The sequence below is a fragment of the Bartonella sp. AU15XJBT genome, assembly GCF_028618615.1.
Lineage (GTDB): Bacteria > Pseudomonadota > Alphaproteobacteria > Rhizobiales > Rhizobiaceae > Bartonella.
The window spans coordinates 96,551-109,217 of sequence record NZ_JAQITG010000002.1; the positions used below are offsets into that span (position 1 = coordinate 96,551).

Sequence of the window (12,667 nt, forward strand, 5' to 3'; positions counted from 1 at the left end):
AACTAAATGATGTAAAATGTGATATTAATGATTCCCCTCTATCACAACTGAAAGAATATGATGATAAAAAGTGATATTTCCTGTCAAGAGTTTTCATTAGATGATGATACCCTTCATGAAGAATGTGGGGTTTTTGGCATTCTTGGGCATGAAGATGCTGCAACATTAACAGCTCTTGGACTCCACGCACTCCAGCATCGTGGACAAGAAGCAGCTGGTATTGTTTCTTACCATAATAAAATGTTTCATCAAGAAAAGCATTTAGGTCTTGTTGGTGATCACTATACAAACCCTGCAACACTTGCACGCTTACCAGGAAATCGCGCTATTGGACATACCCGTTATTCAACAACTGGAGAAGTGGCATTACGCAATGTTCAACCCCTTTTTGCTGAATTAAAAGTTGGCGGTATTGCTATTGCTCATAATGGTAATCTTACCAATGGTCTTACATTGCGCCGTGAACTCATCGCTTCTGGTGCTATCTGTCAATCAACGTCAGATTCAGAAGTTTTTCTCCATCTTATTGCCCGCTCACGTCATGAATCGTCCTCTGATCGTTTTGTTGATGCGATTCGGCAAGTAGAAGGTGGGTATGCTATGTTAGCGCTCACACGTACAAAGCTTATTGCGGCACGCGATCCAACAGGAATTAGACCTCTCGTGATGGGGGAACTTGATGGTAAGCCTATCTTTTGTTCTGAAACTTGTGCTCTTGATATTATTGGAGCAAAATATGTCCGTGATGTTAAAAATGGAGAAATCGTCATATGTGAAATACAAAAAAATGGGGAAATTACTAAAAAAATTATAAAACCAGAAAATGAAAAACCAGAAAAACTTTGCTTGTTTGAATATGTTTATTTTGCCCGTCCGGACTCCATCGTTGGAGGACGGAGTGTTTATACAACACGCAAAAATATGGGGATTCGTTTAGCACAGGAAGCCCCTTGTGAGGGTGATGTTGTGGTTCCTGTTCCTGATGGAGGGACACCTGCCGCAATTGGCTATGCGCAAGAAATTGGAATTCCCTTCGAGCTTGGTATTATTCGTAATCACTATGTTGGCCGCACTTTTATCGAACCAACACAACAAATTCGCGCTTTTGGCGTTAAGTTAAAACATTCTGCAAACCGTCCTGTGATTGAAGGAAAACGTGTTATTCTGGTTGATGACTCCATTGTGCGGGGAACAACATCTCTTAAAATTGTGCGAATGCTTCGCGATGCAGGAGCAAAAGAAGTTCATATGCGCATTTCTAGCCCTATGATCTTCTATCCCGACTTTTATGGTATTGATACACCTAAAGTTGAGAGTCTTTTAGCAAATCAATATCCAGATTTGAAATCTATGTGCTATTTTATTGGAGCGGACTCTTTAGAATTTCTTTCAACGGATGGATTATATCTTGCTGTAGCAGGGGAAAAACGAAATAATGCCAATCCTCAATTTACTGACCATTATTTTACTGGATATTATCCTACGCATCTGATTGATCAAGAAAATCTCTCCAAAATTCATCAATCATCTGTTCTTAAAACAAGAGATTAATTGATGATGAAACGTGACTTTAGTCTCCATGGGTGTGTTGCACTTGTTACTGGTGCATCAAGGGGGATTGGCTATTATTTAGCCCTTGAACTCGCTGCACGCGGCGCTCATATTATTGCTCTTGCACGAACAGTCAGTGGACTTACTGAATTGGACAATCAAATCCGAGAAAAAGGGGCTCATGCAACCCTCGTTCCACTCGACTTGCATCATATGGAAAACATCGATGCTCTTGCACTCTCAATTGCTAAACGCTGGAAAAAACTCGATATTATCGTTGCAAATGCTGGAATCCTTGGAACACTCTCACCAATAGCGCATATAGAAAACGCGGTATTTGAAGATGTCTTTCAAATCAATCTTTTCAGCCAATGGCGCTTAATGAAAGCCGTTGAGCCTTTATTACGTGAATCTGATGCTGGACGAGCTATCCTGTTATCCTCAAGCGTTGCACATGTTGCACGCCCTTTCTGGGGGGCTTATGCAGCCTCTAAAGCAGCTTTAGAAATGATTGCCCGCTGTTGGGCAGAAGAACTCAAACAAACCCCTATTAAGATTAATTGTGTCAACCCTGGAGCCACACGCACGGCCATGCGCGCTGAAGCTATGCCTGGTGAAGATCCACAAACACTCCCCTCACCACAAGAGGTTGCAAAAAAAATAGTCCATTTGCTATCCCCAGATTTAAAGGAAACTGGAAAGCTCTTTAATGTCCATAAAAATCAGTTTGTGGATTATCATATCCCTCATTGATCATCATCTGAAACGTAAATAGTTGAATCTCTCTCTTTTTCCTGTGCTTCTCAACAGAAGAATGAAGCACTTTATGATTCTTGGATAGCTTTAGCATCAGCCTTTTTCTCTTCTAAAGCAGCGCGTTTATTATAAGCGACAAAACTACAGGGGAGAAAAATCATATAGCTAACAGCGGTAATCAATAAAGTTTTCCATGTGTAAGTCGCAAGAAAACCGACATAAATAACAATGACCAACATGCAAGGTATAACGATATCACGCCTCAAATTGTGATCAATGGACTTTGCATTCCACACTGGTAGGCGACTAATCAAAAGAAAAGCAATAATTACAGTATAAAGACTAAAAAACAATGCCCACCCCCAATTGGGGACCAAACCAAGAGCGCCTAAATAGGTAGGAAATAAAAGGAGTAACGCTCCTGCAGGTGCAGGAACACCAACAAAATAACTTTTCTGCCATTGAGGTATATCAGTGTTATCCAACATCACATTAAAACGCGCTAATCGCAAACAACAAGCAACACAATAAACAAGAGCTGCAACCCAACCAATGTGGTATGCTTGATTCAAGATAAAGGAATAAACAATAAGTGCAGGAGTAACACCAAAATTTACAATATCAGCAAGAGAATCCATCTGTGCCCCAAAAGATGAACTCCCATCTATTAAACGCGCAATGCGACCATCAGCACCATCTAAAACTGCAGCCAAAAGCACCATTAAAATAGCAGCCTCATAGCGATTCTCAAAAGCCAAACGAATGCTGCTCATCCCTGCACAAATTGCCAAAATAGTAATAATATTGGGAATAACATACCGCATCGATGTCGGTGAACGTCGCCGATTTGCAGCATCATCATGCTGCCCCTCAGGATTGAATGAAGAAAATGGCGAAAAATTTTTCATTGTACGGTCCTAATCGTATCTGAAGTCCGTTGTGGCACTCTTATCATCAAAAGAACCCAAAACTGTCTCCCCAGCAATTGCTGTTTGCCCAACTGCAACACGTAATCTCATTTCAGCTGGCATATAAATATCAAGGCGAGAACCAAAACGAATCAATCCAAATCGCTCTCCCATGATAACAGCATCGTTTTCTTTTGACCAACAAACAATCCGACGGGCAAACATCCCCGCTATTTGTACGATACCAATTTTCCCATGCTTGCTATCAATGACCACCCCATTACGCTCATTAAACTGACTAGCCTTATCAAACTCCGCATTGGTAAACCGACCTGGCTGATAAACGATAGACTCTACTGTACCACTGATAGGAATACGGTTGATATGGCATGAAAAGATATCCATAAAAATGGAAATACGGATCATTTCATCTTTTCCTAAGCCTAATTCTTCAGGTGGAATACATGATTCCACAAATGAAATACGCCCATCTGCAGGCGACATAACCCAATTTGAATTCAAAGGGATCACACGATCTGGATCACGAAAAAAGTATATACACCACACTGTAAGAATAAGACCACACCAAAATAGCGGACTCCACATCCAACCCAAAATGAGTGAAATAACAAAAAACGCTACAATAAAAGGATAACCTTCTTTATGAATCGGTACAAAGCTATTATGGACAGATTGTAAAATACTCATATAATTTCCTATTCATCATAAACCTAAACAAGCAATAAATCTTTTTGTTCCTCTTGTCTCTTTTTATGTATTTAATCAATCGCTCCATATAAAGATATAGATTACATTTTGCCCACCTTATTTTTTACGATTAACAATACCCGTCTCATCTTCTTCACGCATTTTACGTAATTTTTCTTCAGCTTGTGATGCTTCAAGCTGCTTATTCCACATTGAAGCATAAAGACCTTTCTTTCGTAAGAGCTCTGTATGCGTTCCATTTTCAATAATACGACCACTTTTAAGAACCAAAATTTCATCAGCATTGATAACCGTGGACAGACGATGCGCAATAATCAATGTTGTACGTCCACGACTTACAATATCCAATGCTTGTTGAATTTCCTGTTCTGTTGCCGTATCAAGAGCCGATGTTGCTTCATCTAGAATAAGAAGTGGGGGGGCTTTTAAAAGTGTCCGTGCAATAGCCACACGTTGTTTTTCACCCCCTGATAATTTGAGACCACGCTCTCCTACCATAGACTGAAAACCTTCCGGTAACATCTCAATAAATTTTGATATTTGTGCCATTTCAGACGCTTTGTGCACCTCTTCATCTGTAGCACTTGGGCGCCCATAGCGAATATTATAAGCAATTGTATCATTAAATAACACCGTATCTTGTGGGACCATGCCGATCGCTTCACGCAAACTTTTTTGTGTTATGTCACGAATATCCTGCCCGTCAATTGTGATAGAGCCAGCCTCAACATCATAAAAGCGAAAAAGTAATCGAGAAATGGTTGATTTACCTGCACCCGATGGACCGACAATGGCGACTGTTTTTCCTCCAGGGACTTCAAAATCAATATCTCTGAGAATCTGACGCGTCGAATCATAAGAAAACTTTACCTGATGAAAACGAATGGTCCCATCGCTTATCTCTAACGGTTTAGCATCCGATTTATCAATGATCTCCTGCTGAACATCTAAAAGATCGAACATCGCTTCAATATCCGTTAAACCTTGTCGAACATCACGATAAATTGAACCAATAAAATTCAGTGGAATGGAAAGTTGCATTAAAAGGGCATTAATAAAAACAAAATCCCCTAAAGTTTGTGTCTTATAAAAAACTTCATAAGCTGACATCAGCATCATGATCATCATTCCAATACCAAAGATAAGAGCCTGACCAAAATTAAGCCAGCTTAATGATGTCCAAATCTTTGTTGCGGCTTTTTCATAACCTGCCATAGAAGCATCAAAACGATCCGCTTCTAAAGTTTCATTGCCAAAATATTTGACCGTTTCAAAATTCAAAAGAGAATCAACAGCGCGCGTATTCGCCTCAGTATCTGCTGTATTCATTTGTTGCCGAATACGAATACGCCAATCACTGGCCTTAATGGTAAAAAAAGTATATAATAGAACCGTTGCAACAACAACGAAAAGATAATGCCATCCATAGTTGATGTAAAATACAAGGGCCGTTAATATAAATTCTAAAACTGTCGGTACAGTATTGAGAATTGAAAATCTTACGATCGCTTCAATTCCTTTTGTACCACGCTCAATCACACGAGAAAGCCCACCAGTCCGGCGTTCTAAATGAAATCGTAAAGATAACTCATGGAGATGTACAAAGGTTTTATAAGCTAATTGACGAACAGCATGTTGACCAACAGTGGCAAAAAGGGAATCACGTAATTGATTTAATCCAGCCTGCGTAATACGTGCGACATTGTACGCCAAAACGAGCATGATAGGAATAATCCAACTGGATGGAAACCATTCAGGGAATTGAAAGCTTGCATCAAGCACATTCGTAGAATATTTAAAGAAATACGGTACAGATATAAGAACAAGCTTGGCCAAAACAAGATAAAATATTGCCCATAGTACACGCATTTTTAGATCACGCCGATCGACCGGCCACATATAAGGCCATAAATTGTAAAGTGTATGCAGAGCTTCCCCTGTATCTGATGATACAGTTTTTGTCATTTCATTGCGTTTCATAAAGCCCTTACTTCTCTATCATCCACATGAAAAAGGCAAAACACCCCCCTGTGGTTGTTTCTAAATTTCTTACGCTTCCGATAAGCTATACCTACTCGTTGTTTGAAGTTAGACTGTTTTTGAAAAAGGAACAAGAAATAATCCACTATGCGGTTTATTATTTTGATCTGTATTCTCATACCACTCTGCTGCAAATAAATTTTCAACTTTTACATGCTTTTTTTTCAATTCTGCCTGAAGCCACTTTTTTGTTTTACCAATCTCTTTAAGGCCATCATCAATAACTTCACCATTTTCTACGACAATCGTCGATTTCTTCCCCTCTTCCTTTTTAATAACAGTGCAATCACCATTGGTTTCCAAACGCACAAAAGCAGCTTCATGTAAGTGACACCCTTTAAGACGCAACATCGCAATAAGATCATTAACATTGATCCCTAAGTTCTTAATCTTATCCATTTGAAAGACCCCATCTAAAACCAATGTGACATTCCGCCCTGCAATAAGACGGCGAAAAAAAACTGAATAGCGTGCAAAAAAATTAAAAGAGGTAATCAAGGTTTGCCAAATCAGTAAAACAAGCAATAATTGAATACTGCTAATATTCTGATTATAAATGACTCCTCCAATAATACCTCCCATAACAAAATTGCTGACCAAATCAACAGGTGTCATCTGACTAAGACTCCCACGACCTGTCGTTCTTAAAATAAATAGGAAGGCAATAAGACCTACAGCTAGCTTAAGCGCGATATATCCGTAATGATATAAAAATTCCATCATATTCTCCCTTTAATTTATGAGAACTGCTGGAATAGAGAAATTATAATCGTTTTATTTCCCACACAGTTATACGCTTACCACTTTGCGGATCCTTACTATCTTTTAAGAGAATCCCCTCGGCTGCAAGCTCATTGCGAATTTTATCCGCAGCTTCCCACTCTTTATTATGGATAAGCCGCAGTCTTTCGGCAATGCGCTGATCAATAAATTTTGAATCAAGAGAGGTTTTTTTTATAAATAATGGACAGTCTATTTCTTTAATCCATTCTTGTCGTAATAGTCCTAATAAATTCATGCCATTAGCTAGAGCTAAAGCATCTCCTGCTTTATAGAATTTTCGCAAAAGAGTTAATGCTTTTGGCGTATTAAGATCATCACTGAGGGCATCTATTAACGTATCATCAATCGCCTCATTGTTTTCCATCATACTCTTTTGACTGCGAAGCAATTCATACCAACGATACAGTTCACTGCTCGATTGTATTAAACGCTGCGCTGTCCAATTTAACGGTTCACGATAATGGGTTTGAAGCATTGAAAAACGTGCAGACAAACCCGCCCAATTTTCCTTCATCTCATCGGCTAAAACACCATTAAATTCCAAAAAATTATTCTCTAAAACAGAGCGAATGGTTATGAAATTGCCAAAGCTTTTCGACATCTTTTTGCCTTCAACTTGTAAAAAGCCGTTATGCATCCAAAAATTAGCCATTCGCTCCGTCCCAAAAGCTGAACAACTTTGTGCAATCTCATTTTCATGGTGAGGAAAAATTAAATCAAGTCCACCACCATGGATATCAAAAATATTCGCGATCGGATCATCACAAGTTAAACCACCACCATAGGGTGCTAATAACTTTGCCATTGACATGGCAGAACATTCAATATGCCAACCTGGACGACCTAACACAGGAATTCCGCCCGGCGATTCCCAACCTGGCTCTCCTTCCACAGAAGGCTTCCATAAAACAAAATCCATCTCCTCCCTTTTATAAGCAGCAACATCGATACGTGCCCCTGCCCTCATTTCATCTAAAGAACGATTTGCAAATGCCCCATAATGGGGAGGATTTTTTATGCTACTTATAGAAAATAATATATGATTTTCCGCTTTATAAGCGTGCCCCTTTTCAAGCAATCTTTCGATGAGCGCGCGCATCTCCTCTAAATGCTCGGTTGCGCGCGGCTGGCTGGTTGGCAATAAACAACCAAGAGCTATTGTATCTTGTTGAAACTGAGAATATGTGCGTTCTGTTAATTGACGAATAGCGTCATTCAGTGACAAGTTTGGATATTCACAAGCGGCTCGTGCATTAATTTTATCATCAACATCTGTAATATTACGCGCATATAGAACATGATCATTGCCATACACATGACGCAATAAGCGAAATAAAATATCAAAAACAATGACAGGGCGTGCATTTCCTATATGCGCATAATCATAAACTGTTGGGCCACAAACATAAAGACGTACTTTTGTTGGATCTATTGGTATAAAATTTTCTTTTCTACGTGTTAGCGTATTATAAAATCGCAACTTACTCATCATTATACTCCGTGAACGATATCATGCACCGCCCCTTTAGATGTCTCTTATCTCAAATGATCGCATTTACGGTTTAGACTAAAACTTTTACCTTATCATCAATTCTTCTTCCCCTGTTGCCATTAAGGCTGTATCCATCATTTATCATAAAAACAATCTCTTTTATTTGATTGGATAAAAGCATTCTATAGATAGAGCGCTTTTCCCTCCTTGAAGAAAACAAGTTTAGAAAAAATTCCATAGGCAATAGAATACTATATGAAAAATAGATGATAGGAAGCGAATCTTAAAAATTTTAACCACACAAAGCTTCATCAGTATTTTCAATATTCCACAATGGGTTCCTTACTGTCCCTTACGCCCTATATTTTATAATCAATCATTGAGAATAATGTCGCAATTAACCCTATTTTTTAACATCGTTCTGATGACATAATTATTTATTTGTACAGCGTTTTATTCAAAGAAGGTAATAAAAAATAATGCGTAATAAATTGAGAAAAATCATTCTTTTAATATTCCTTGTCATTTCAATGCCAACCTTCGCGCAACAATCTCCACCTTATGAGAAAAAATTACTTCGCCTCGCAGAAATTTTAGGATCATTGCATTCTCTCCAAAATCTTTGTGAACCTCCAACAAACCAATGGTATGATTATATGAACGCACTCATTGAAGCAGAACACCCTATTCCACAAAGACGCGCTTATTTTTATGAAGCATTTAATGAAGCGTATCGTGCTTTCTCAGAAAATTATCATCATTGTACACAAGCCGCCATTGAAGCCAATCAAAGATACTTTGAGGAAGGAAGAGCTTTATCTGAAAACCTTCTCATGCATTATAACAAATAATTTGTATAAAAAGCATCTCCTTCAATTTAAGTGATATCAATGAGCCCCCCTCACAAATGAAGGGAGTAATAAGTTGCTTTTAAAAATAAAGAAACTTTTGAAGAATAATCCCTCGATATGCTTTTATTCTTATGCGGCCTTTTCTCTGTAGAAAATCATCCTTTGGCTTCCTACCCCCCTTAAAGAATGACGATTCTTAATCCAATCTGGTCTGTAAATAGCCCAAGTGCTCGTGCGTTCCACTTGGCTTCCCACTCATGTGATGTGCTTAATTACGACTTTACAAAAAAGCCTAAGAGCATTCATCACGCACTTTACAAAAACATTTATGTGTCAAAGAGGTTGATATGTCTTATATCACATCATCGCTCTATAAAAGATGGTATTTTTGACACAACAAGATACAACTTATGCTGTTTACACCAAATTTTCTATAAATTTAACAGGCTCGCCTTGTGAAGGTGTGACAATTTCACCTTCCCACATAACACGCATACCACGGATAATAGTCCCAACCGGCCAACCTTTAACCTTTTGACCATCATAAGGTGTCCAACCGGCCCGCGAACCAATTAAGCTATTCGTAATAACTTCTTCTCGCTTAAGATCAACAATGGTCAAATCAGCATCATATCCGACAGCAAGACGTCCTTTACAGCTTATACCAAAAATACGACTAGGGCCATGTGAAGTGAGATCAACAAAACGCTCAAGGGATATTTTTCCTGCATTCACATGGGTCAACATAATTGCTGCTGTTGTTTGCACTCCTGTCATTCCTGAAGGTGAAGAGGGATAAGATTGAAGCTTTTCTTCCAAAGTATGAGGCGCATGATCTGAGCCTAAAACATCAATAATCCCCTGTTGAACACCGTACCAAAGAGCTTCACGGTGGCGCGGTTCACGAATAGGTGGATTCATCTGAATTAATGTACCAAACTGTTTATAATCATCAGCCGTGAAAGTCAAATGATGGTGAGTCACTTCAATTGTTGCGACATCTTTATGTTTTTTTAGAAAATCAATTTCTTCTTCTGTCGAAAGATGTAACACATGAATGCGTGCTTTTGTCTCATGAGCAATTTTTACCAAACGCTGCGTACACTTTAACGCCGCAATCTCATCACGCCAAACTGGATGTGAAGATGCATCCCCTCCAATACACAGTATTTTACGCTCTTTGAGCCTTTCCTCATCTTCAGAATGAAAAGCTGCACGACGGCGTGTATTTTTCAAAATAAGGCGTACACTTTCATCATCATCGACCAAAAGATCACCGGTAGAAGATCCCATAAAGACTTTAATTCCAGCGGCACCAGGAAGTCTTTCTAATTCAGAGAGTTCATGAGCATTTTCACGCGTTCCTCCAACCCAAAATGCAAAGTCACAATGCATGCGATGAAATCCGCGCTTAACCTTATCGCTTAATGTTTCTTCTGATGTTGTCAATGGATTGGTATTAGGCATCTCAAATACTGCTGTAACCCCTCCTAACACAGCAGAATATGAGCCACTTTCCAAGTCCTCTTTATATTCATTGCCTGGCTCACGAAAATGCACTTGACTATCAATAATTCCCGGCAAAATATGAAGCCCCGTACAATCAATCACCTCACCAGCCGATGTACATGTAAGGTCGCCAATTTCAGCAATACGACCATTTGTAACACCAATATCACGTTTGCTTTTTCCATCATGATTCACAAGTGTTGCACCTTTAAAAATTGTATCAAATGTTTTAAACATAGGCCAAGCTCCTTACATATTGCTCACTTATCGATTATGTAACTTTGAGCAGAAAGGCAAGAACCATGATTAAAAAACAAAATGCCATTTGCTTAAAAAACCGCGGGATTATTCAAATTACAGGCGAAGAAGCAACAGATTTTTTACAATCCCTGATCACAACAGATGTCAAAAAAATCAGTCCCCAAGAACTTTTTCCTGGAGCTCTCTTATCCCCACAAGGAAAGGTCCTTGCTGATTTTCTTATCGGTAAAAGAGAGGCTGGTTATTTTATTGATATTGTGATGTCTTTGGCCGATACTCTCTACAAGCGTCTGTTGCTCTATAAACTGCGTAAAAAGGTAGAAATTACACAACCATTACAAGAGCTTGTCACAGTTTCTTGGAAAAATGAATCAGATACTTTAAATTTTGATTCAAGTTTTGTTGATAAACGCTTCCCAAAACAAGAAAAAATAATACGAATCTATGGAAAAATTCCTTTTTTGGCAGCAGAAGATTATAACACATGGAATCAATTGCGTATTCGTTATGCAATTGCAGAAAGTGGTCAAGACTATGAAGTTGGCAAAGTCTTTCCTCATGATATTAATTACGATCAAATCAATGGACTTGCATTTAACAAAGGGTGTTATATTGGACAAGAAATTGTTTCACGAATGCACCATCGCCGCGCAGCACGTCGCCGTATTTTAATTATAAAAAGCCAGTGTAATCTCCCCCCTCAATCGAGCATTGAAGCAGGAACAAAAGTGCTTGGCCACTTGGGAACATGTGTTGCAAATGAAGCTCTTGCTTTAATGCGTATTGACCACGTCAAAGATGCTATGGATCATAATATTCCCTTTACCGTAAAAAACATTCCTGTCACCATACATATTGCTGAAAATATGAATTTTACCTTTCCTGAAAATACTGTAGAAAACACACATGGCTAAAGCTGAATTATTAAAAAATGGAGAAGCACGCGCTTGGCAAAGAATGCTCTCTGGACGCAGACTTGATCTTCTCAATCCTTCTCCTTTTGATATTGAAATTGAAGATATAGCCCACGGACTTGCTCGCGTAGCACGCTGGAATGGTCAAACACGAGGAGAGCATGCCTATTCGGTTGCACAACATTCACTTTTGGTTGAACAAATATTTCAAAAACTTTTTCCACAATCGCCGAGGAATGAATGTCTCTGCGCTCTCCTTCATGATGCACCAGAATATGTCATCGGCGATATGATTTCACCCTTTAAAGCTATCATAGGAAAACAATATGAACGCATTGAAAAGTGCATCCAAGATGCGATCCATATGCGCTTTTCTCTTCCCGTTGATCTTTCTCAAAAACTCGTAAAAAAAATCAAACAAGCCGACCGTATTGCTGCATATCATGAAGCGATCATGCTTGCTGGATTTAATACAGAAGAAGCCCTTCGCTATTTTGGCTCTCCTAATAATATTTCATCCGATGATCTTCATTTACACCCCTACTCTACACAACAAATTGAAAACGCCTTTTTAATTCGCTTTAATGATTTAGATACCCCAAAATTATAGACTCTTCGCATTGTTGATTTCTTGTCATTACAGACTCATCACACTGATTTATAATAATTCAGTGTTTTTCATGATGAATGAGAGACCCGAATATCGTAATATTTGCTCATTGCAAACCTTCTTATACTCAATCAATCAAAATCATTTTCTTGTACGTCATAAGCAGATGGGTCATGTAGATAAAAACTGTACAAGAGGACTAAAAATGCCTCTTATGAATCATCTCAAGTGCCAAGCGCTTATCGCACATTGAGATTTGGCAA

Annotated in this window: 11 protein-coding genes; 5 read left to right on the forward strand and 6 right to left on the reverse strand. The window is 38.8% G+C overall.

Annotated elements, in window-relative coordinates:
• Nucleotides 1-60: 60 nt before the first annotated feature.
• Complete coding sequence (gene purF / locus PVV57_RS01635; RefSeq protein WP_273717690.1) at nucleotides 61-1,551, forward strand: amidophosphoribosyltransferase; 1,491 nt, start codon at nucleotides 61-63, stop codon at nucleotides 1,549-1,551.
• Between the two features lie 3 nt (nucleotides 1,552-1,554).
• Nucleotides 1,555-2,304 carry an SDR family NAD(P)-dependent oxidoreductase gene (locus PVV57_RS01640; RefSeq protein WP_273717569.1) on the forward strand — a complete coding sequence of 250 codons (750 nt, stop codon included), beginning with the start codon at nucleotides 1,555-1,557 and terminating at the stop codon, nucleotides 2,302-2,304.
• Between the two features lie 71 nt (nucleotides 2,305-2,375).
• Here PVV57_RS01640 and PVV57_RS01645 read toward each other — a convergent pair whose 3' ends face one another.
• The 5 genes from PVV57_RS01645 to cysS form a co-directional block, all read right to left on the reverse strand.
• Complete coding sequence (locus tag PVV57_RS01645; RefSeq protein WP_273717570.1) at nucleotides 2,376-3,215, reverse strand: phosphatidylcholine/phosphatidylserine synthase; 840 nt, start codon at nucleotides 3,213-3,215, stop codon at nucleotides 2,376-2,378.
• A 9-nt stretch (nucleotides 3,216-3,224) separates the two neighbouring features.
• Nucleotides 3,225-3,923 (reverse strand): phosphatidylserine decarboxylase, encoded by a 699-nt coding sequence (locus PVV57_RS01650; protein ID WP_273717571.1) that lies wholly within the window; start codon nucleotides 3,921-3,923, stop codon nucleotides 3,225-3,227.
• A gap of 117 nt (nucleotides 3,924-4,040) precedes the next feature.
• A complete protein-coding gene (locus PVV57_RS01655; RefSeq protein WP_273783312.1) occupies nucleotides 4,041-5,924 on the reverse strand; it encodes an ABC transporter ATP-binding protein/permease in 1,884 nt (627 codons plus the stop codon).
• Nucleotides 5,925-6,032: 108 nt separating this feature from the next.
• Entirely contained in the window at nucleotides 6,033-6,704 is a 672-nt protein-coding gene (locus tag PVV57_RS01660) for a DUF421 domain-containing protein (protein WP_273717573.1), read from the reverse strand.
• 43 nt (nucleotides 6,705-6,747) lie between these two features.
• Entirely contained in the window at nucleotides 6,748-8,256 is a 1,509-nt protein-coding gene (gene cysS, locus PVV57_RS01665) for a cysteine--tRNA ligase (protein ID WP_273783353.1), read from the reverse strand.
• Between the two features lie 482 nt (nucleotides 8,257-8,738).
• Between cysS and PVV57_RS01670 the strand changes: the two genes are divergently transcribed.
• Nucleotides 8,739-9,110 carry a TIGR02301 family protein gene (locus PVV57_RS01670; RefSeq protein ID WP_273717574.1) on the forward strand — a complete coding sequence of 124 codons (372 nt, stop codon included), beginning with the start codon at nucleotides 8,739-8,741 and terminating at the stop codon, nucleotides 9,108-9,110.
• Nucleotides 9,111-9,527: 417 nt separating this feature from the next.
• Here PVV57_RS01670 and PVV57_RS01675 read toward each other — a convergent pair whose 3' ends face one another.
• Complete coding sequence (locus PVV57_RS01675; protein WP_273717575.1) at nucleotides 9,528-10,856, reverse strand: dihydroorotase; 1,329 nt, start codon at nucleotides 10,854-10,856, stop codon at nucleotides 9,528-9,530.
• Between the two features lie 65 nt (nucleotides 10,857-10,921).
• Here PVV57_RS01675 and PVV57_RS01680 point away from each other — a divergent pair, with 65 nt between their 5' ends.
• Nucleotides 10,922-11,794, forward strand: a complete 873-nt coding sequence (locus PVV57_RS01680; RefSeq protein WP_273717576.1) for a folate-binding protein YgfZ — start codon at nucleotides 10,922-10,924, stop codon at nucleotides 11,792-11,794.
• Nucleotides 11,787-12,404, forward strand: a complete 618-nt coding sequence (locus PVV57_RS01685; RefSeq protein WP_273717577.1) for an HD family hydrolase — start codon at nucleotides 11,787-11,789, stop codon at nucleotides 12,402-12,404. The genes PVV57_RS01680 and PVV57_RS01685 overlap by 8 nt, the downstream gene beginning before the upstream one ends.
• The last annotated feature ends 263 nt before the right edge of the window (nucleotides 12,405-12,667 follow it).

Excerpts from the sequence above, each read along its gene's own strand:
- PVV57_RS01650 (WP_273717571.1), bottom strand. The coding sequence starts at position 3,923 with ATGAGTATTTTACAATCTGTCCATAATAGCTTTGTACCGATTCATAAA.
- cysS (WP_273783353.1), bottom strand. The coding sequence starts at position 8,256 with ATGAGTAAGTTGCGATTTTATAATACGCTAACACGTAGAAAAGAAAAT.
- PVV57_RS01660 (WP_273717573.1), bottom strand. The coding sequence starts at position 6,704 with ATGGAATTTTTATATCATTACGGATATATCGCGCTTAAGCTAGCTGTA.
- PVV57_RS01655 (WP_273783312.1), bottom strand. The coding sequence starts at position 5,924 with ATGAAACGCAATGAAATGACAAAAACTGTATCATCAGATACAGGGGAA.
- PVV57_RS01670 (WP_273717574.1), top strand. The coding sequence starts at position 8,739 with ATGCGTAATAAATTGAGAAAAATCATTCTTTTAATATTCCTTGTCATT.
- PVV57_RS01675 (WP_273717575.1), bottom strand. The coding sequence starts at position 10,856 with ATGTTTAAAACATTTGATACAATTTTTAAAGGTGCAACACTTGTGAAT.
- PVV57_RS01680 (WP_273717576.1), top strand. The coding sequence starts at position 10,922 with ATGATTAAAAAACAAAATGCCATTTGCTTAAAAAACCGCGGGATTATT.
- PVV57_RS01645 (WP_273717570.1), bottom strand. The coding sequence starts at position 3,215 with ATGAAAAATTTTTCGCCATTTTCTTCATTCAATCCTGAGGGGCAGCAT.
- PVV57_RS01685 (WP_273717577.1), top strand. The coding sequence starts at position 11,787 with ATGGCTAAAGCTGAATTATTAAAAAATGGAGAAGCACGCGCTTGGCAA.
- purF (WP_273717690.1), top strand. The coding sequence starts at position 61 with ATGATAAAAAGTGATATTTCCTGTCAAGAGTTTTCATTAGATGATGAT.
- PVV57_RS01640 (WP_273717569.1), top strand. The coding sequence starts at position 1,555 with ATGATGAAACGTGACTTTAGTCTCCATGGGTGTGTTGCACTTGTTACT.